Origin of the sequence: Pseudomonas paracarnis, assembly GCF_904063055.1 — a bacterium.
GTDB lineage: Bacteria > Pseudomonadota > Gammaproteobacteria > Pseudomonadales > Pseudomonadaceae > Aquipseudomonas > Aquipseudomonas paracarnis.
On record NZ_CAJFCN010000006.1, the window covers coordinates 232681 to 253009 of the forward strand.

The 20329-nt window shown below is 60.5% G+C and carries 17 protein-coding genes; 8 read left to right on the top strand and 9 right to left on the bottom strand.

Translation table 11 applies throughout. From position 1 onward, the window contains the following. Nucleotides 1-39 precede the first annotated feature (39 nt). On the top strand, nucleotides 40-1068 hold the full coding sequence (locus JMV15_RS15220; protein ID WP_038451097.1) for an NADP-dependent oxidoreductase: 1029 nt from the start codon (nucleotides 40-42) through the stop codon (nucleotides 1066-1068). Here the strand turns inward: JMV15_RS15220 and JMV15_RS15225 are convergent. The 3 genes from JMV15_RS15225 to JMV15_RS15235 all read right to left on the bottom strand — a co-directional run bounded on the left by JMV15_RS15225 (nucleotide 1025) and on the right by JMV15_RS15235 (nucleotide 3162). After that, nucleotides 1025-1894: a carboxylate/amino acid/amine transporter gene (locus tag JMV15_RS15225; RefSeq protein WP_034136149.1), complete on the bottom strand. Its 870-nt coding sequence runs from the start codon at nucleotides 1892-1894 to the stop codon at nucleotides 1025-1027. The genes JMV15_RS15220 and JMV15_RS15225 overlap by 44 nt on opposite strands. A 202-nt stretch (nucleotides 1895-2096) precedes the next feature. Next, the gene (locus JMV15_RS15230; RefSeq protein ID WP_014719424.1) at nucleotides 2097-2696 is read right to left on the bottom strand and encodes an FMN-dependent NADH-azoreductase; all 600 of its coding nucleotides are present in this window, start codon (nucleotides 2694-2696) and stop codon (nucleotides 2097-2099) included. Between the two features lie 151 nt (nucleotides 2697-2847). Beyond that, complete coding sequence (locus JMV15_RS15235) at nucleotides 2848-3162, bottom strand: 3-phosphoglycerate kinase (protein WP_038451101.1); 315 nt, start codon at nucleotides 3160-3162, stop codon at nucleotides 2848-2850. A 49-nt stretch (nucleotides 3163-3211) separates the two neighbouring features. Between JMV15_RS15235 and JMV15_RS15240 the strand changes: the two genes are divergently transcribed. The 5 genes from JMV15_RS15240 (at nucleotide 3212) to aqpZ (ending at nucleotide 8312) form a co-directional block, all read left to right on the top strand. Continuing rightward, a complete protein-coding gene (locus tag JMV15_RS15240; protein ID WP_014719426.1) occupies nucleotides 3212-4135 on the top strand; it encodes a LysR family transcriptional regulator in 924 nt (307 codons plus the stop codon). A gap of 14 nt (nucleotides 4136-4149) precedes the next feature. Beyond that, the gene (locus tag JMV15_RS15245) at nucleotides 4150-4953 is read left to right on the top strand and encodes an alpha/beta fold hydrolase (RefSeq protein WP_020302664.1); all 804 of its coding nucleotides are present in this window, start codon (nucleotides 4150-4152) and stop codon (nucleotides 4951-4953) included. 3 nt (nucleotides 4954-4956) lie between these two features. Further along, complete coding sequence (locus tag JMV15_RS15250) at nucleotides 4957-5520, top strand: peptidylprolyl isomerase A (RefSeq protein ID WP_014719428.1); 564 nt, start codon at nucleotides 4957-4959, stop codon at nucleotides 5518-5520. A gap of 82 nt (nucleotides 5521-5602) precedes the next feature. After that, entirely contained in the window at nucleotides 5603-7435 is a 1833-nt protein-coding gene (locus JMV15_RS15255) for an ABC transporter ATP-binding protein (protein WP_019820468.1), read from the top strand. A 175-nt stretch (nucleotides 7436-7610) separates the two neighbouring features. Further along, complete coding sequence (aqpZ, locus tag JMV15_RS15260) at nucleotides 7611-8312, top strand: aquaporin Z (RefSeq protein WP_019820470.1); 702 nt, start codon at nucleotides 7611-7613, stop codon at nucleotides 8310-8312. 44 nt (nucleotides 8313-8356) lie between these two features. Here the strand turns inward: aqpZ and JMV15_RS15265 are convergent, their stop codons facing one another. Then, the gene (locus tag JMV15_RS15265) at nucleotides 8357-9490 is read right to left on the bottom strand and encodes a GNAT family N-acetyltransferase (protein ID WP_014719431.1); all 1134 of its coding nucleotides are present in this window, start codon (nucleotides 9488-9490) and stop codon (nucleotides 8357-8359) included. Nucleotides 9491-9775: 285 nt separating this feature from the next. On the opposite strand from JMV15_RS15265, the gene JMV15_RS15270 reads away from it, so the two are divergent. After that, on the top strand, nucleotides 9776-11098 hold the full coding sequence (locus JMV15_RS15270) for a putative porin (RefSeq protein ID WP_003193136.1): 1323 nt from the start codon (nucleotides 9776-9778) through the stop codon (nucleotides 11096-11098). A 32-nt stretch (nucleotides 11099-11130) separates the two neighbouring features. Here JMV15_RS15270 and JMV15_RS15275 read toward each other — a convergent pair whose 3' ends face one another. The 5 genes from JMV15_RS15275 to aceK form a co-directional block, all read right to left on the bottom strand. Beyond that, nucleotides 11131-11367, bottom strand: coding sequence for an anti-sigma factor family protein (locus JMV15_RS15275; RefSeq protein WP_020302662.1), 237 nt, complete (start codon nucleotides 11365-11367; stop codon nucleotides 11131-11133). Next, the gene (locus tag JMV15_RS15280; RefSeq protein ID WP_014719433.1) at nucleotides 11361-11975 is read right to left on the bottom strand and encodes an RNA polymerase sigma factor; all 615 of its coding nucleotides are present in this window, start codon (nucleotides 11973-11975) and stop codon (nucleotides 11361-11363) included. The genes JMV15_RS15275 and JMV15_RS15280 overlap by 7 nt, the downstream gene beginning before the upstream one ends. Nucleotides 11976-12120: 145 nt before the next feature. Next, complete coding sequence (locus tag JMV15_RS15285) at nucleotides 12121-13242, bottom strand: beta-ketoacyl-ACP synthase III (protein WP_201491712.1); 1122 nt, start codon at nucleotides 13240-13242, stop codon at nucleotides 12121-12123. Nucleotides 13243-13426: 184 nt separating this feature from the next. Beyond that, nucleotides 13427-17338, bottom strand: coding sequence for an ATP-dependent RNA helicase HrpA (gene hrpA, locus JMV15_RS15290; RefSeq protein ID WP_069868686.1), 3912 nt, complete (start codon nucleotides 17336-17338; stop codon nucleotides 13427-13429). A 205-nt stretch (nucleotides 17339-17543) separates the two neighbouring features. Beyond that, nucleotides 17544-19253 carry a bifunctional isocitrate dehydrogenase kinase/phosphatase gene (aceK, locus tag JMV15_RS15295; protein WP_014719436.1) on the bottom strand — a complete coding sequence of 570 codons (1710 nt, stop codon included), beginning with the start codon at nucleotides 19251-19253 and terminating at the stop codon, nucleotides 17544-17546. Nucleotides 19254-19415: 162 nt separating this feature from the next. On the opposite strand from aceK, the gene JMV15_RS15300 reads away from it, so the two are divergent. After that, nucleotides 19416-20300 carry a DMT family transporter gene (locus JMV15_RS15300; protein WP_038451105.1) on the top strand — a complete coding sequence of 295 codons (885 nt, stop codon included), beginning with the start codon at nucleotides 19416-19418 and terminating at the stop codon, nucleotides 20298-20300. Nucleotides 20301-20329: the final 29 nt, after the last annotated feature.

A 20329-nucleotide genomic window follows, 5' to 3' on the forward strand; every position in this document is an offset into this window, starting at 1 on the left:
GCGCCTGCCCCTTCTCACCGAAGCAACGAGCGTTGAACCATGAAGGCATTTTCCATCGAACGGTACGGCAAACAGCCCGGCCGCCTCACCGAGGCCCCCGCGCCTGTTGTGGGTGAGCATGACGTGCTGGTTCAGGTGCGGGCCAGCAGCGTCAATGTGCTGGATGCAAAGATCGCCAAGGGCGAATTCAAACTGATCCTGCCCTATGCGTTGCCGTTGACACTGGGCAATGACCTGGCCGGCGTGGTGCTCAGCGTCGGCGCGGCGGTACGACGCTTCAAGCCGGGGGACGAAGTCTACGCTCGCCCGCCCCAGCAACGTATCGGCACCTTCGCCGAGCGGATTGCCGTGCACGAAGACGCACTGGCGCGCAAACCCGACAACATCACCATGGAGCAAGCCGCGGCCCTGCCCCTGGTCGCGCTCACGGCGTGGCAGGTGCTGGTGGAAACCGCGAAGCTGAAGAAAGGCCAGAAAGTGTTCATTCATGCGGGCTCAGGCGGGGTGGGCAGTATCGCCATCCAGTTGGCCAAGCATTTGGGCGCTTTTGTCGCGACCACCACCAGCACCGCCAATGTGGAGTGGGTCAAAGCGTTGGGCGCAGATGTGGTGGTCGACTACAAACAGCAAGCCTTCGAGACCGTGCTGCGGGATTACGATGTGGTGCTGAACAGCCTGGGCCCAGATGCGCTGGCCAAGTCACTGAAGATTCTCAAGCCCGGCGGTCAGCTCATCTCCATCTCCGGCCCACCGACGCCCGCCTTCGCCCGCGCCCAGAACCTGCCCTGGTTATTGGGCCTGGTCATGGGTGTGTTGAGCAGCGGTATCCGCAGGAAAGCGCGCAAGCAAGGCGTGAGCTATGACTTTGTCTTCATGCGCGCCAGTGGCGCGCAACTGGATGAAATCACCACGCTGGTCGAGTCGGGGATTATCCGGCCGGTCATCGACCGAACCTTCCCTTTCGAATCCACAGCCGCGGCCCTGGACTACGTCGAACAAGGCCGTGCCAAAGGCAAAGTGGTGATCACGATGGAGACGGCACCGCCCGACGCACACCCAGCCGGCTGATCCACACCGCCCCCAGAATCACCAGACCGCCCAGGGCCAAACGGCCCAGCGGTTCGTGCTGGTTCCAGATCAGCAGGTTCAGCAGCAACCCCACCGGCACATGCAGGTTGTTCATCACCGCCAGGGTGCCGCCATTGACCAGGCAGGCGCCCTTGTTCCACCAGTACATGCCCAGCGCGGTGCTGACCAACCCGAGGAACACCAGCACACCCCATTGCAGCGGCGCTTGCGGCAGGAAGTCAGCCTTGCCGAACAGCAGGAACGCCGGCAACACCACCAACAAGGCGCCCAGGTAGAAATAACCGAAACGCCGGAAGTGCGGCTGGTCACTGGGATAACGCGCCACCAGGTGCTTGTACATGACTTGCCCGGCGGCGTAGGTGAAATTGGCCAATTGCAGCAGCAAGAACCCCATCAGGAAATGCGGGGTGATCTGATCGAAACGAATCACCGCCGCCCCCCCCACCGCCACCAGGGCCGCCACCAGTGCCCAGGGATTGAAGCGACGATTAAGCGCGTCCTCGATCAGGGTCACATGCAGCGGCGTGAGGATGGTGAACAGCAGCACTTCCGGCACCGTCAGCACGCGAAAGCTCAGGTACAAGCATACGTAGGTCACGCCGAACTGCAATGCACCGATCACCAACATGCCGCGCATGAACGCGGGCTCCACCGAGCGCCAGCGCGTCAGCGGGATAAAGATCAGCCCGGCCAGCACCACGCGCACCAGCACCGCAAAGTAGCTGTCGACGTGACCGGCGAGGTATTCGCCAATCAAGCTGAAGGAAAATGCCTGAATCAGGGTGACAACCAGTAGATAGCCCATGCGCGCCTCGTTTCGAATGGGCGCGACATTAAAGCTTTTTGGTTTTTGAAGAAACTCGGCGGAAAAAAAACCCGACCTCGCTAAAGCGGCAGTCGGGCGGGAGCACTCAGGAGCAAAAGTGCAAAGGGAGGTTCGATACGCGTACTTGAAGGGTTTGCGTGGGGCTATATAAGCAGCACGGGATTATCTGACGATTAACGCCTCAGGCGACCTGGGCCAGTTGCGCCTTGGCATGATTGACGCCCTTCTCCTGGAAGTCGCCGCCCAGGTTGACGCCTTCGGCGTGAATGAAGGTAACGTCATGAATGCCGATAAATGCCATGACCTGGCGCAGGTACGGTTCCTGGTGATCCGAGGTGGCGCCAGTGTGGATACCACCGCGTGCGGTGAGCACGATAGCGCGCTTGCCGGTCAACAGACCCTGGGGCCCGGTGGCGGTGTATTTAAAGGTCACACCGGCCCGCAACACGTGATCCAGCCAGGCTTTAAGGGTGCTCGGAATGGCGAAGTTGTACATCGGCGCGGCCATCACCAACACGTCGGCGGCCAGCAGTTCGTCAGTTAACTCGTTGGAGCGGTCCAGGGACACCTGTTCGTCGTCGTTACGCTGCTCCGCCGGTTTCATCCAGCCACCCAGCAGGTTGGCATCCAGATGGGGTACCGGATTGAGCGCTACGTCGCGCACGGTGATGCGGTCTGCCGGATGGGCGACTTGCCATTGGCTGATGAACTGTTGGGTGAGCTGGCGGGAAATGGAATCCTGCTGGCGCGCACTGCTTTCGATGATCAGGACATTGGACATGGCTTCGTAGGCTCCATCGGTAATTGCTGTAAGTCGATGGAGAGAAGGTTAACCAGGGCCTATTCGATAAAAAAGCGCAAAAAACTGCTACAACCCATCTAGAAATTTGTTTATAAGCGGAGTATTCCTGTGAGCACGCTCCGCTGTTGCTTTATTTTGGCGCGCAGTCTAGGGCAATACGCATCTTGATGATGGCGCGGTTGAACTTGACCGTGGTGTTAGTGCTTTTGCCAGCAGGCACGGTCACGGTACGACGGCGTGGCGATTCCGGGCCGTTGGTAAAGGTGACCTTGCACACCGCGTCCTTGGCGCCGTAGTTGTTCAGCTGGATCGAACTGATGTCGCCGTCCACATCGGAGGCGGTGTAATCAATGCTCACGCCATCGATCTTTTTCGTCACGTCGATAGGATAGGCAAACGCGCTCATCGGCAGCAGCGCCAGCAACACACAACACAATTTTCTCATTCGGCAGTCTCCAATAAGGACCGCCAGCTTAGGACAAGAGGAGCTCATCTTGAAAGCGCCCCGCGTTACCCTCGATCAATGGCGCACCTTGCAAGCCGTGGTCGACCATGGCGGCTTTGCCCAAGCTGCCGAAGCGCTGCATCGTTCGCAATCTTCAGTGAGCTACACCGTGGCGCGCATGCAGGACCAACTCGGCGTCCCCTTGCTGCGTATCGACGGGCGCAAGGCGGTGCTGACCGAGGCCGGTGAGGTGCTGCTGCGCCGATCCCGCCAACTGGTGAAAAACGCCAGCCAGCTGGAGGACCTCGCTCATCATATGGAACAGGGCTGGGAAGCCGAAGTGCGCTTGGTGGTGGACGCCGCCTACCCCAGCGCACGTCTCGTTCGCGCATTAACCGCCTTTATGCCGCAAAGCCGTGGCTGCCGGGTGCGCCTGCGCGAAGAAGTACTGTCCGGCGTCGAAGAGTTGCTGCTCGACGGCATGGCGGACCTGGCCATTTGCGGTTTTATCATCCCGGGCTACCTGGGCACGGAAATGAGCGATGTGGAGTTCGTCGCCGTGGCCCACCCCGATCACTCGCTGCATCGCCTCAACCGTGAGCTGAGTTTCCACGACCTGGAGAGCCAGATGCAGGTGGTGATCCGTGACTCCGGCCGCCAACAACCGCGCGACGTCGGCTGGCTCGGCGCCGAACAGCGCTGGACCGTCGGCAGCCTCGCTACCGCGGCCACCTTCGTCGCCAGCGGCCTGGGCTTTGCCTGGCTGCCCCGGCACATGATCGAGCGCGAACTCAAGGAGGGCGTGCTCAAGCAGCTTCCCCTGGAAAAAGGTGGCAGTCGCAACCCGACGTTTTACCTGTACTCCAACAAAGACAAACCCTTGGGGCCCGCCACGCAGATCCTCGTGGAATTGCTGCGCACCTTTGACACCGCTCCCCTGGACGCGCCCTTCGCCGCCCCTCAACAAGCCTGAAACGGAGTTCATCCATGGCCTGGTTCGACCATGAAGGCTGCAGCCTGCATTACGAAGAATATGGCCATGGCAACCCGCTGATCCTGATCCACGGCCTGGGCTCCAGCAGCCAGGATTGGGAACTGCAAGTACCGGTACTCGCCCGACACTACCACCTGATCGTGGTTGACGTGCGCGGCCATGGTCGCTCGGACAAACCCCGGGAGCGCTACAGCATCAAGGGGTTCACCTTCGACCTGATCGCGCTGATCGAACACCTCGACCTGCCAGCGGCCCACGTGGTGGGTTTATCCATGGGCGGCATGATCGCCTTCCAACTGGCGGTGGATGAACCCCGGCGGGTCAAGAGCCTGTGCATCGTCAACAGCACGCCTGAGGTCAAGGTGCGCAGTGCCGATGACTATTGGCAGTGGGCCAAACGCTGGACCCTGGCCCGTGTGCTCAGCCTGGGCACCATCGGCAAGGCCCTGGGCGATCGGCTGTTCCCCAAACCTGAGCAGGCCGACCTGCGCCGCAAGATGGCCGAGCGCTGGGCAAGAAACGACAAACGTGCTTATCTCGCCAGCTTCGACGCCATTGTGGGCTGGGGCGTGCAGGAACAACTGTCGAGAATTACCTGTCCAACCCTGGTCATCAGCGCCGACCATGACTACACCCCCGTGGCGCAGAAAGAAATCTATGTAAAACTGCTGCCCGATGCGCGGCTGGTGGTCATCGAAGATTCCCGCCATGCCACGCCCTTGGATCAACCCGAGGTCTTTAACGCGACCTTGCTCGACTTTCTAAAGACCGTCGAAACCACTACCCAGGACCACTGACCCATGCTGAAAAAAATCGCCTTCTTTGCCGGTTCCGCCTTGTTTGCTGCCAACCTGATGGCAGCTGAGCCGGCCAAGGCGCCACATGTTTTGCTCGACACCACCAACGGCCAGATTGAAATCGAACTGGACCCGGTCAAGGCACCGATCAGCACCAAGAACTTCCTGGCCTATGTCGACAAGGGCTTCTACACCAATACGATCTTTCACCGCGTGATCCCGGGCTTCATGGTCCAGGGCGGCGGGTTCACCCAGCAAATGTCACAAAAGCCGACCGAAGCACCGATCAAGAACGAAGCCAGCAATGGCCTGCATAACGTGCGTGGCACCTTGTCCATGGCTCGCACCAATGACCCGAACTCGGCCACCAGCCAATTCTTCATCAACGTGGCTGACAATGCCTTCCTCGACCCGGGCCGCGATGCCGGTTATGCCGTGTTCGCCAAAGTGGTCAAGGGCATGGACGTGGTCGACATCATCGTCAACTCCCAGACCACCACCAAGCAAGGCATGCAGAACGTGCCTATCGATCCTGTGATCATCAAGTCGGCCAAGCGCATCGACTGAGGTCCGCAGGCAGCTTTGCACGGTGCCCGCATGGCACCGTGCACCTTTGAAAGGAGAGCCCGCCCGGCGGGCGTCAAACCTAATGCTCTATCGTCGTTTTGAACAACTGATCGATATTTTCCGCGACGCCCCCAGCGCGGCCCCTCCCGAAAAAGTCCTGCCCTTCTATCTCTATTACCTGCGCCAGGTGTGGCCGTGCTTCGCCGCACTGCTGGTGGTGGGGCTGGTCGGCGCCCTGATCGAAGTTGCGTTGTTCAGCTACCTGAGCCGCATCATCGACCTGGCCCAGGGCACGCCACCGGCGAATTTTTTCCAGACCCACAGCGCCGAGCTGATCTGGATGGCCGTGGTGGCCCTGTTGTTGCGCCCGCTCTTTAACGGCCTGCATGACTTGCTGGTGCACCAGACCATCAATCCCGGCATGACCAGCCTGATTCGCTGGCAGAACCACAGCTACGTGCTCAAACAGAGCCTGAATTTCTTCCAGAACGACTTTGCCGGGCGCATCGCCCAGCGGATCATGCAAACCGGCAACTCCTTGCGTGACTCGGCGGTGGCGACCGCAGAAGCTATCTGGCACGTGTCGATCTACGCCATCAGTGCCCTGGTGTTGTTTGCCGAGGCCGACTGGCGGCTGATGATTCCGCTGATCACCTGGATCGTTTGCTACAGCCTGGCCCTGCGTTACTTCGTGCCTCGCGTGAAAGAACGCTCGGTGGTCTCCTCGGAGGCGCGCTCCAAGTTGATGGGCCGAATTGTTGACGGCTATACCAATATCACCACCTTGAAGCTGTTCGCCCATACCCAGAATGAACAGGAATACGCCAAGCAAGCGATCATCGAGCAGACCGAAAAAACCCAACTGGCCGCCCGCGTGCTCACCAGCATGGACACCGTAATCTGTATTCTGAACGGCCTGCTGATCGTCACCACCACCGGCCTGGCCCTGTGGCTGTGGACACAGTCGCTGATTTCCGTGGGCGCGATTGCCCTGGCCACCGGCCTGGTAATCCGCATCGTCAACATGTCCGGCTGGATCATGTGGGTGGTCAACGGCATCTTCGAAAACATCGGTATCGTGCAGGACGGCCTGAAGACCATCGCCCAGCCACTGGCCGTGGTCGATCGTGAAAACGCTCCCCGCCTGACGGTGCCCCACGGCCAGGTGCGCTTCGAGCAGGTGGACTTCCACTACGGCAAGAAGAGCGGAATCATTGGCGGCCTCAACCTTGAGATCAAGGCCGGGGAAAAGATCGGCTTGATCGGCCCGTCCGGCGCGGGCAAATCGACGCTGGTCAACCTGCTGCTGCGCCTTTACGACCTGCAGGGCGGGCGCATCCTCATCGACGGCCAGGACATCGCCGAAGTGGCCCAGGAAAGCCTGCGCGCGCAGATCGGCATGATCACCCAAGACACCTCGTTGCTGCACCGCTCGATCCGCGACAACCTGCTGTATGGCAAGCCCGACGCAACTGACGAAGAACTCTGGGCGGCGGTGCACAAGGCCCGCGCCGATGAGTTCATCCCGCTGCTGTCGGATTCCGAGGGCCGCACCGGGCTGGATGCCCATGTGGGTGAACGCGGGGTGAAACTCTCCGGCGGGCAACGCCAGCGTATCGCTATCGCCCGCGTGCTGCTCAAGGACGCGCCGATCCTGATCATGGACGAAGCCACCTCCGCGCTGGACTCGGAAGTAGAAGCGGCGATCCAGGAGAGCCTGGAAACCTTGATGCAGGGCAAGACGGTGATCGCAATTGCACACCGGTTGTCGACCATCGCACGAATGGACCGCCTGGTGGTGCTGGAAAAAGGCCAGATTGCCGAGAGCGGCAGCCATTCCGAGTTGCTGGCATACGGCGGGCTTTATTCGCGGTTATGGCAGCATCAGACCGGGGGTTTTGTCGGCATAGACTGATTTCGCTGGGTAAAGCCCCGCTCAATTCCGAACAATTCTGACAGCTTTCTCTATCTGGCTGGTCTTGCGACACAATCCTGCTGTACTGCAATCAGGCCCCAGGAGGGCCCTGATTTAAGGCGGCAGGGAAGCCACACAGACCGTTAATCAGATAGAGCAATCTAAGGAAGTGTTCATGTCACTGTTCAAACGTTCCGTAACGGAAGGACTGGGTACGTTTTGGCTGGTGTTGGGTGGCTGCGGGAGTGCGGTATTGGCCGCAGCGTTCCCCAACGTTGGCATCGGCCTGCTCGGGGTGTCCCTGGCTTTTGGGCTCACGGTGCTGACCATGGCATTTGCCATCGGGCATATCAGCGGCTGTCACCTTAACCCGGCCGTCTCGGTGGGGTTGGTGGTGGGCGGCAGATTCCCGGCCAGGGAGTTGCCGGCCTACATCGTGTCGCAAGTGATCGGTGGCGCCATCGCCGCCGCACTGCTGTACTTCATCGCCAGCGGCAAACCCGGGTTCGAACTGGCCTCCGGGCTGGCAAGCAATGGTTATGGCGAGCATTCACCCGGAGGTTATTCAATGGCGGCAGGCTTTGTCTGTGAGCTGGTGATGACGGCGATGTTCGTGCTGATCATCCTTGGCGCCACCGACCGTCGAGCCCCGGCAGGCTTCGCGCCCATCGCCATTGGCCTGGGGCTGACGCTGATCCACCTGATCTCCATCCCGGTGACCAACACCTCGGTCAACCCGGCCCGCAGCACAGGGCCTGCGTTGATTGTCGGCGGCTGGGCGCTGCAACAATTGTGGCTGTTCTGGCTCGCGCCGATCCTCGGCGCGGTGATCGGCGGCATTACGTACCGATGGTTGGGTGCAGAAAAAACAGCTTGACCCAATCCCTGTAGGAGCGAGCTTGCTCGCTCCTACAGGGTGTTTCACGTGCCGTCAGAGTGCCGATAAGGCAGGGCCGCCCTCGCCTCTTCGGCATACGCCAGAACCCCCACCCGCTCTCGCTCAAGAAAATCCTCCACGGCACTCTTCAACCCCGGGTGGCGCAAGTAGTGCCATGACCGCGTAATCACCGGCTCAAACCCGCGAATCAATTTGTGCTCCCCCTGGGCACCCGCATCGAAGCGTTGCAGGCCGTGGGCGATGGCGTAGTCCATGCCTTGGTAGAAACAGGTCTCGAAATGCAGGCGGTCGAATTCCGCCAGGCAGCCCCAGTAGCGGCCATAGAAGCTGTCGCCGCCAAGCAGGCTGAAGGCCATGGCCACCGGGCGCGTGCCTTGTTTGGCCAAGACTACGCGGATGGCTGCGGGCATGCGCTCAGCCAGCAGGCTGAAAAATGCGCGGGTCAGGTAGGGCGATTGCCGGCGCACCGCGTAGGTGTTGGCGTAGCAGGCATAGACAAAATCCCACTGGGCTTCGCTCAGCTCATGGCCTTGCAACCACTCGAACTCGATACCCTGCCCTGCCACTTGTTCACGTTCTTTGCGCATCTGTTTGCGCTTGCGTGAACTCAGGGCGTCGAGGAAATCCTGGAAGTCGCGGTAGCCTCGGTTTTGCCAATGAAACTGGCAACCCAAGCGTTGCAACCAGCCGGGGTGTTGGGCCATGGCTTGATCGGCGAGGGCATCGGTAAAGTTGATATGGGCGCTCGACAGGCCTTCGATCTGCAGATAACCCGGCAGGCTATTGAGCAACTCAAAAGCGTCGGCGGCACTGGCAGCCAATACCCGCGGCCCACCGACCGGGCTGAACGGCACGGCCGTCAGCAACTTGGGGTAATAGTCGATGCCGGCGCGCTCGCAGGCGTCGGCCCAACCATGATCGAACACGTACTCGCCATAAGAATGCCATTTGCGATAACCCGGCAATGCCGCCATCAACCGGTCGCCTTCCCAGTGCAGCAAGTGCTCCGTCTGCCAGCCCGAATGCGGGCCGATGCTGGCGCTGTCTTCCAGCGCACTCAGAAACCCATGCTGCATAAACGGCTGGGCCTGTGGCATCAGGGCATCCCACGTGTGCGCAGCGATATCGGACAAGCTGTCCAGGCGTTGCAGCGGCATCGGCATCCTCATTGTTTCTTGGCATGAAAACCTGGCGAGTATCGCTGATCACAGCCGCGCGCACATCCTCAAAACACGCGGACAGGGCTCAAAACCCTTAGTTCCGTAGCGTAACGATTTGTCATCTAGGTGAAATCACTTAGCCACTACTCCGTCATAAACGGTCGCGATACTGACGCCAGTTTTTAGAGCGTCCGGGTCTACCGGGCGACATTTTTTCCGTCCGTCATGGGTCGGTTGTGTCCTGGAGGGTGTTGCCCTCCCTCCTCACTTTCGGAGATTGATATGCGTCTTGCTTCCACTAAAACTGCGGCGGTCCTGTGTGGCGGCCTGTTGCTGGCACTGAGCGTTCCGGCCAGCGCTGCAGTCGACGCTAAATTGCTCGACATGCTCAAGGCCAACGGCCAGATCACCGCGGCGCAGTACACCGAACTGCAAATGGAACTGGCCAGAGATCAGAAAGAGCAGCAGATCGCACGCCAGGCTCAACAAGAGACCAACGAGCAGATCGCGGCCACCGCGAAAAAAACCAACGAGCTGAGCAGCTTCGACCAGAAATTGGCTTGGGCAGCCAAGACCCAGTTCAAGGGTGACGTGCGCTTCCGCCAGGAAACCATAAAGATCGACGGCGAACCCAACAACGGTGGGCGTGACAAGGACCGTCAACGCATTCGTGCCCGCCTGGGTGCCTACACCGAAATCAACCCGCAGGTGGACACCGGTATCCGTATCGCCACCGGCGGCGGCGATGATGCACGCTCCACCAACCAGGACCAGGATGGCTACTTCGATAAGAAGTCGATCTGGCTGGACCTCGGCTACATCGACTACCACCCGGACCAGATCAAGAACCTGCACGTGATCGGCGGCAAGATGCTGCAGCCGTGGGTGAACATGGGCGATGTGATCTGGGATAGCGACATCAACCCTGAAGGCCTGGCCGTCACCTACAAATACCCACTGGGTAGCAGCGCGGAGCTGTTCGGTAGCCTGGGTAACTACAACCTCAAGGACAACGTCGACGGTGACGGCGTGCAATTTCGCCATGACCTGCGCCTGACGTCCGGCCAGTTGGGTACGCGTTTCTCGGTCACCGACAACCTGAAAATGACCTTGGGCGGCAGCATCTACGCCTACAAGAACGACGAAGACAGCCGCTGCACAACCACCACCACGCCTTGCGCATTGGCGGTCAACGGCAACTCGGCCAACAATGAATTCCGCTTGTACGAAGGCTTTGCGCAAGCAGACATCGGTGGCCTGGCCGTGCCGCTGTCGTTCTACGGCCAGTACGTAAAAAACAACGATGCGGTGACCGACCAGGACACCGCCTGGTTGCTGGGTGCCAAGTCCAAGGTGTTCGGTTTGAACCTGGACTACAACTACCGCGACGTTCAACGTAATGCCGTCGTCGGCGCCTTCACCGATTCGGACTTCGCCAACGGCACCACCGGCTCGCGCGGTCACAAGATGAAAGTCAGCTACGACATCGACAAGAACTTCGCCATCGGCGCCACCTACTTCCTGACCAAGGCTGACTTTGCCAGCCGGACCCAGCGCGATGCCGACACCAACACCTTGCAGTTGGATGCTGAAGCCAAGTTCTAACGCTTAACATGTAGGAGCGAGCAAGCTCGCTCCTACATGATGTCTTTAAGCCGCTCGGCGGCCAGTTGTTCGGCCAGCGCATCAACCCCCTCCACCGGCTCCTGCGGCATACGCTTGAGCGTTGCCTGCATCAGGCGCATCTGACGGATAAAGCGTCGGCAGTTCGGGCAGAACATCAAGTGATGACGCACCAGCAGACGCTCCCGAAAGGTCAATTGCCCATCGAGGTAGTCACTGGAACGCGCTACTTGTTCTTTACAGGTCAACATTCACCCGTTTCCTCAAAATGCTCCACCGTGGCGAAGACTTTAAGCCGCGCTCGATGCAACAGCACACGGACGTTGGAGAGTGAAAGGGTCAGAAGATTACAGATTTCTTCCAATTCCAGGCCCTGGCGTTCACGCAGTACCAGCACACTGCTTTGCAATTCGGACAAACTCAGAATCGTATGCTCCAGGCACTTGCGCAATTCATCTTCGGTCAGCAGCGCTTCCGGGGTGTCCTGGTGCCAAGCGTAAGGGGCGACAGCCCAATGGCCATCATCCGGGCTGAAGCGGTCATCGCCGATAGTGCCGTGAGGCGAGGGTAAATCGTCGAGAAGGACTTCCCGACGATTTTGTTTGTAACGGCTCTTTGCGGAATTGGCAGTGATCGTCAATAACCATGTCTTGAGGCTAGATCGCCCTTCGAACTTGGCCAGGTTGCGCACCACCGAGAGCCAGGCATCTTGCACCACCTCATCGGCATGGCGCTGGCCGACGATGGCATACGCCACTGCCCGCATCGCACTCTGGTACGTGTTGACCAAATCCTTATAAGCCCGCTGCTCACCCTTGAGCAGGCGTTCAAGCAGGTGCGCATCGTCCGCTGCGGCCATCGTTTACCTCAATCTTGCCGTGGAAATACGCTCAATGTGGGAGCTGGCTTGCCTGCGATCCAGACAACTCGGTGATTCAGGCACACCGAGCCGATGCCTTCACAGGCAAGCCAGCTCCCACAGTTGACCGCGTCCGGCCACATACTCAGCGTTTGCGCAGGATCACACTGCCAATCGAATACCCGGCGCCAAAGGAGCTGAGTACGGCAACCGCGCCCTTGGGCAGGTCATCCTGATAAGTGTGGAACGCAATCACCGAGCCGGCCGAGCTCGTATTGGCGTAAGTATCGAGGATCACCGGTGCTTCTTCTACTGACGCGTCGCGCCCCAGCAGTTTCTTCACGATCAGATGGTTCATGCTCAGGTTGGCCTGGTGCAGCCAGAAACGCTTCACATCAGTAACACTCAGCTGGTTTTCTGCCAGGTGCTCGCCGATCAATTCGGCCACCATCGGGCAGACATCACGGAACACCTTGCGGCCTTCCTGCACGAACAGCTTGTCGGGGGCGCCGATGCCCTCTTCCGCCGTGCGATTGAGGAAGCCAAAGTTGTTGCGGATGTTGTTGGAGAACTTGGTCAGCAGCTTGGTACTCACCACGTCGAACTGATGTTCGGACGTCGCCAGGTCAGCACGCTCCAGGATCACCGCCGTGGCGGCATCACCGAAGATGAAGTGGCTGTCACGGTCACGAAAGTTCAGGTGGCCGGTGCAGACTTCCGGGTTGACCATCAGGATCGCCCGGGCCTGGCTCAACTGGATGCTGTTGGCCGCGTTCTGGATGCCGAAGGTGGCCGAGGAACACGCCACGTTCATGTCGAAACCGAAACCCTGGATACCCAAGGCTTCCTGGACTTCAATGGCGATCGCCGGGTAGGCGCGTTGCAGGTTGGAGCAGGCGACAATCACGCCGTCGATGTCGGCGGCGGTCTTGCCGGCGCGCTGCAGGGCTTGTTCGGCGGCACCGATGGCCATCTGGCAAAGCACCGACCATTCGTCGTTGCTGCGCTCGGGCAGGCGCGGAGCCATGCGCTGTGGATCGAGGATGCCGTCCTTGTCCATCACAAAACGGCTCTTGATGCCGGATGCCTTTTCAATGAATGCCGCGCTCGACTCGGTCAGCGCCTGCACATCGCCACGTTCGATAGCGGCGGCGTTGTCGGCGTTGAACTGTTGTACGTAGGCATTGAAAGACTGCACCAGCTCTTCGTTGGAAATGCTGTTGGCCGGGGTGTACAGGCCAGTGCCGCTGATGACGACGTTATGCACGGTCGTTCCTCTAAATCTGTCAGGCAGAAGATATTGGTACCGTCGTACCAAAATTAAAGTCGTTTGATGTCATCCAGCGGGCATCAAACTGGCAATGCTTTTATTCAATCTTGTGACCGCGAAGTTTGCCACAACACCGGGGATTTGGCGCTATAGGCCAAACAAACACCTTGCGGCAAGGGCTTCAGGGCTCTATCTGGCTCCACTGCTTGCTCAGGCGTTTATCGGAAATCGGCACTTTGGTACCCAACTGCTGGGCAAACAGCGACACCCGGTACTCCTCCAGCCACCAGCGGTACAGCTCCAACTGCGGGTCGCGCTTGCCTTCCTGGGTATGTTTGTTCACGCGGTTCTGGTACTGCGCCCACAGGCCGCCCAATTCGCTGCTCCACACGCGGTCCTTTTGCACCTGGCTCGGCAGTTTTTCCAAACGCAGTTCGATAGCCTTGAGGAAACGCGGCAGTTCCTTGAACCACTGGGCCGGGGTTTCCCGCACAAAACCTGGATACACCAGGTTGCTCAGTTGCTGCTTGATATCGTTCAAGGCCACGGCCTGGGCCAGGTCGATCTTGCCCTTGAAGCGTTTTTGCAGGCCGTGCCAAAGTTTCAGCACTTCCAGGGTCAGGCGCGCCAGGCGTTCGGCGTGCTCAGTCCAACTGCCGCGCTTGCGTTCAGCCAAGGCCGCCAGGCCAGCGCCATCGCGTGGCAGGCTGGCTTCGCCTTCAAGTACACAGGTATCGAGGCTGGCCAGCAGGATGTCTTCCACCAGCGCGTCGATTCGCCCCAGTTCACGGTACATCAACCCCAGTTCGGTCAGGCCCGGCAATTTGCCGCGCAGGAATTTCGCCGGCTCCGCCAATTGCTGCATCAGCAGGCGCTGCAAGGCGCGACGGTGCTGGAACTCGGCTTCGGCAGCGGTGGAGAAGCGCCCCTCCTTGACCGTGCCGTTCTCTTCCACCAGTGCCGGATACACCGTCATCGACAGGCCGGCGATGTTCTGCTGGGTTTTTTCCGCCACCGCCGCAAACACCTTGGCCTCTACCGGCTGCTGGCTTTTCGCGGTTTGCGGCACCGCCAAGGCGGCCTGGCTGGCTTCGGCGAACCGTGCGGTCAGCTCGGCCAAGTCACGGCCTTCGCCGAGGAACTTGCCCTGGCCGTCGACCACTTCCAGGTTCATCTTCAGGTGGTTTTCCACCTGTTGCGCCGCCTCGGCCCACGCCTCATCGCTGACCCGCGCACCGGTCATGCGCAGCAATTCACGCCCCAGCGCCTGGGGCAGAGAGCCCTGGCCGAATTCGATACGTTGCAGCGCAGCCTTGACGAAGTCCGGCACCGGCACGAAGTTTTTGCGCAGCGCCTTGGGCAAGTTGCGCACCAGAGCGATGCACTTGGCTTCGATCAACCCCGGCACCAGCCACTCCAGGCGCTCGGCTGGCAACGCCGGCAACAACGGCGCCGGCACCCGCAGGGTCACGCCGTCACGGGGGTGGTTGGGTTCGAAGTGGTAACTCAAGGCCAGGGCCAGGTCGCCCAGGTGCAAGGTGTCCGGGTAATGCGCGGCGGTGACTTCACTGGCCTCGCGGGCCAGTACGTCTTCTTCACGCATGATCAGCAGTTGCGGGTCTTTCTGGCTGTTGACCTTGTACCAACTGTCAAAGGTGGCGGTCTGGTGAATCTCTGCGGGCAGGCGCGCATCGTAGAAGGCGTACAGGGTTTCTTCGTCGGCCAGGATGTCGCGACGGCGGGCCTTGGCTTCCAGCTCGTCGAGTTGCTCCAGCAGTTTCTGGTTGGCCGTCAGGCACTTGGCCCGGGACTGAATCTCGCCGCGCACCAGGCCTTCACGGATAAACAACTCACGGGACACCACCGGGTCAATCGGCCCGTAATGCACCGGCCGGCGCCCGACCACGATCAGCCCGAACAGGGTGATCTGCTCAAAGGCCACCACCTGGCCACGCTTCTTCTCCCAATGGGGTTCGAAGTGGTTCTTCTTGATCAGATGCCCGGCCAGCGGCTCGATCCAGTCGGCGTCGATTTTCGCCACCATGCGTGCATAGAGCTTGGTGGTTTCCACCAGTTCGGCGGTCATCAGCCATTGCGGGCGCTTCTTGCCGATGCCCGAAGACGGGTGAATCCAGAAGCGACGCTGGCGCGCCCCGAGGTAATCGCCGTCTTCGGTCTTCTGGCCAATCTGGCTGAGCAGGCCGGACAGTACCGCTTTATGCAGCTTCGGATAGTCGGCGGGCTCTTTGTTGAGGCTCAGCTGCATGTCGCGGCAGATCAGGCTCAATTGACGATGGGAGTCGCGCCACTCGCGCAGGCGCAAGTAATTGAGGAAGTTTTTGCGGCACCAGTTGCGCAACGGGCTGGCGGTCAGTTCCTGGCGCTGCTCCTCGAAACCGCGCCACAGGTTGACCAACCCGGCGAAGTCAGAATCCGGGTCTTTCCACTGTGCGTGGGCTTGGTCGGCCGCTTGTTGACGCTCTGGTGGGCGCTCGCGCGGGTCCTGGATCGACATGGCGCTGGCGACGATCAACACTTCCTGCAAACTGCCGAGCTTGGCCGCTTCCAGCAACATGCGGCCCATGCGCGGGTCCACCGGCAAGCGGGCGAGCTGGCGGCCCAACGGCGTGAGCTGGCTGTTGCGGTCGACCGCCGAGAGTTCTTGCAGCAGGTTGAAACCGTCGCTGATGGCCTTGCCATCCGGCGGTTCGATAAACGGGAAATCGGTGATCTCGCCCAGGCGCAGGTGCAGCATCTGCAGGATCACGGCCGCGAGGTTAGTGCGCAGAATTTCCGGGTCGGTAAATTCCGGGCGCCCGATAAAATCTTCTTCGCTGTACAAGCGCACGCAAATACCCGGTTCAACCCGGCCGCAACGGCCTTTACGCTGGTTGGCGCTGGCCTGGGAAATCGCCTCGATGGGCAGGCGCTGCACCTTGGCGCGGTAGCTGTAGCGGCTGATGCGTGCCGTGCCGCTGTCGATCACATAGCGAATGCCCGGCACCGTCAGCGAGGTTTCCGCAACGTTGGTCGCCAGTACCACGCGCCGGCCTGGGTGGGACTGGAAAATGCGCTGTTGCTCGGCCGGTGACAGCCGTGCGTACAACGGCAAAATCTCGGTGTGCTTGAGCTGGGCCTTGCGCAGCATGTCGGCCGCATCACGAATCTCGCGCTCGCCGGGCAGGAACACCAACACGTCGCCAGGGCTGCGCCGTTCGCTGCGCTCATAGGCGGCGATTTCATCGAGGGTGGCGAGGATCGCCTGGTCGACGGTCAGGTCGTCCTCGACGCGGTTGCCCTCCTCGTCCTGTTCCAGGGTGAGGGGGCGATACCAGGTGTCCACCGGGAAGGTACGGCCCGACACCTCGACTATTGGCGCATCGTCGAAGTGCTTGGAAAAGCGCTCCAGGTCGATGGTCGCCGAGGTGATGATAACCTTCAGGTCGGGGCGGCGCGGCAACAGGGTCTTGAGGTAGCCGAGCAGGAAGTCGATGTTCAGGCTGCGTTCGTGGGCTTCGTCGACGATGATCGTGTCGTAGCGCTCGAGGTAACGGTCGTTCTGGGTTTCGGCCAGCAGGATGCCGTCGGTCATCAGCTTGATCAGGGTGTTGGAGTCACTCTGGTCTTCGAAGCGCACTTGGTAACCGACCAGCGCACCCAATGGCGTGGCCAGCTCTTCAGCGACACGGCTGGCGACACTGCGCGCTGCGATCCGGCGTGGCTGGGTGTGGCCGATCAGACCGTACTGGCCGCGACCGATTTCCAGGCAGATTTTCGGCAACTGCGTGGTTTTACCCGAGCCGGTCTCGCCAGCAATGATCAGCACCTGGTGCTTGTTCAGCGCGTCTTTGATCTCATCGCGCTTGGCAGCAATCGGCAGGCTGTCGTCGTAGCGAATCACCGGCAGGCTGGCGCGCCGCGCCGTGACCTGGGCGCACGATGCCTGCATGCGCGCCACCCACTGCGCCAGCTTGTCCTCATCGGGCTTCTTGCGCAGCTCAAGCAACTGCCGGCGCAAGCGGTGGCGGTCGGCGAGCATGGCGTGATCGAGGGCTTTGAGCAGTTGGTCGAGGGTGGGTGCTTGGTCTGTCATCAGCTATTTCGACGGTCATCTATTTATGCACGGCCGGCAAGTGTGGCAGAAAAGCAGCCCATCTGGCAGGCAGTTGAGCTTCAACGGGTGTAAACCGAACCAAAATGTGGGAGCGGGCTTGCTCGCGAAAGCGGTGTGTCAGTCACAGATGTATCAACTGAACCAGCGTATTCGCGAGCACGCCCGCTCCCACAGGGGCAATAGGTTATAGCGGGTCTTTGCGGCGGTAGGGGAATACGTCGATCACCTTACCGGCACGAATCGCGTCCTGCAGGCCCTTCCAGTAATCGGCGTTGTACAACTCGCCATGCAACTCGTCGAACAACTTGCGCTGGCCGGCGTCGGCAAACAGGAACGGCGGGAATTCCTCGGGGAACACATCCAGCGGGCCGATGGAGTACCAGGGCTCGGAGGCCATTTCATCCTCGGGGGTGCGCGGCGCGGGGATATGGCGGAAGTTGGCTTCGGTGAGAAAGCAGATTTCGTCGTAGTCGTAGAACACCACGCGGCCGTGGCGGGTGACGCCAAAGTTTTTCAGCAGCATGTCGCCGGGGAAGATATTCGCTGCCGCCAGTTGCTTGATCGCCAGGCCGTAATCCTCCAATGCTTCGCGCACCTGGGCGGGGTTGGCGTTGTCGAGGTAGAGGTTGAGCGGGGTCATGCGTCGCTCGGTCCAGCAGTGGCGGATAAGCACGGTATCGCCCTCCACTTCGACAGTACCGGCGGCGACTTCCAGCAGCTCGGCCAGGCACTCGGGCTCGAACTTGCTCAAGGGGAAGCGGAAGTCGGCGAACTCCTGGGTGTCGGCCATGCGCCCTACCCGGTCGACGCTTTTCACCAGGCGGTACTTTTCGATCACCGTGGCGCGGTTGACGTTTTTCGACGGCGAGAAGCGGTCCTTGATGATCTTGAACACCGTATTGAAACCCGGCAGCGTAAACACGCTCATGACCATGCCGCGCACGCCGGGGGCCATGATGAACTGGTCATCGGTGGTGGCCAGGTGGTTGATCAGCGCGCGGTAGAACTCGGATTTGCCGTGCTTGTAGAAACCGATGGAGGTGTACAGCTCGGCAATGTGCTTGCCCGGCAGAATGCGCTTGAGAAAGCCAATGAATTCCGCTGGCACGGGCACGTCGACCATGAAATAGGAACGGGTGAACGAGAAGATGATCGACACGTCGGCTTCGTCGGTGATCAACGCATCGATCTGAATGCCACGCCCTTCGCGGTGCAGCAGCGGAATCACCAACGGCCATTGTTCGTCGCGGGTGTAGATGCGCCCCACGAGGTAGGCGCCTTTGTTGCGATACAGCACCGAGGAAAACAACTCGACCTTGAGGTCCGGGTCCTTGCACACCCAATCCGGCAGGTTTTCCCGCAACTGGGCTTCGAGGCGGCGCAGGTCGGCGGGCAGGTCGGCGTAGGGCTCGCTGAAGCGGTAGTCAGAGAAAACCTGCGCGAGCATGTCCGCTATTTTACCGGCCGGCGTGTAGATACGGGTTTGCGCCGCCCGCGCCCGGCGCAGGCTCGGCCGGGTAGTGTGGATGAACATGCAGCCGTCGCTGATCAGGTCATGGCTGAACAGGCCGCAGAAGATCGAGTTGTACCAGGTCTCGGACAGTTCATCGTCAAAGCGCAGGTCGATCAGGCCGATATAGGCGCTTTTTACCAGGGGCCACTGGCCGATGTCATGCAACGGCGCAGGGTCAAAACTGGCGCGCAGGCGGGTCGTGACCTCAGCGACTTTCTCTTCATAGAGGTTGATGCGCGCGGCCGACGCGGCCTGCCCCTGCTGCCACTGGGCCTTCTCGAAACGCTCACGGGCGCCATCGGTGATCTGGCGGAAGTGTTCACGGTAATCGTCGAAACCGTCGAGGATCATCCGGGCGATAGCGAGGGCGGACTGCGACATGCGGGAAACCTCGAACGGGTATCTGGAAGCCCAGAGCTTAGCCAGTGAACCGAGGCAGGAGAAGAATGATTTTGCGCAGGGGTGAACTGACTGCAATTAGCCATTGTGCCGACCTGCCCGCTGGGCAACACTTCTGCGCCCCATTTGGCGTAGGAGTTTTCCGTGAGACCTGTTGACACCCTGTATCTGCTGGGGCTGGCCGCCATTTGGGGCGCGAGTTTCCTGTTTATGCGCATCATCGCCCCGGAAATCGGCACAGTGCCCACCGCGTTTTTCCGCGTGTCGATTGCCGCCGCGGGCTTATTAGTGATCCTGGCGATGATGCGCGTGAGCTGGGATTTCAAGGGCAAGTTCAAGACGGTCCTGTTGCTGGGCGTGATCAACTCGGGGATTCCCGCGACGATGTACTCGGTGGCGGCACAGGTACTGCCGGCAGGTTATTCGGCGATTTTCAACGCCACCACGCCGCTGATGGGCGTGCTGATTGGCGGGCTGTTCTTCAGTGAGCGCCTGACGCCATCGAAAATCGCAGGGGTCGCCCTGGGGCTGTTTGGCGTTGCCGTGCTCACGCGTGCGGGGCCGGTGGCCTTTGATCTGGAATTATTGATGGGCGCACTGGCGTGCCTGCTGGCAACCACGTGCTATGGCTTTGCCGGTTTCCTGGCGCGGCGTTGGCTGGACCAGCGCGGCGGGTTGGACAGCCGTCTCTCGGCCTTGGGCAGCATGTTGGGGGCGACGTTGTTTCTGTTGCCGTTCTTTGCCTACAGCGCCATCAGCCATCCACCGGCGAGCTGGGGCGGCTGGCAGGTGTGGTCGTCTCTGCTGGGATTGGGGCTGGTATGTACGGCGTTCGCCTACATTCTGTACTTCCGCCTGCTGTCGTCCATCGGCCCGGTCAAGTCGATGACCGTGACCTTCATGATTCCGCCGTTCGGCGTGTTGTGGGGTGCGTTGCTGTTGGATGAGCAGCTGTCCATGGCCCACCTGTATGGCGGTGTGCTGATTGCCGGGGCGTTGTGGTTGGTGCTGCGCCCGCAAAAACTGTAGGAGCGACCAATCTCGCTCCTACAGGGGTG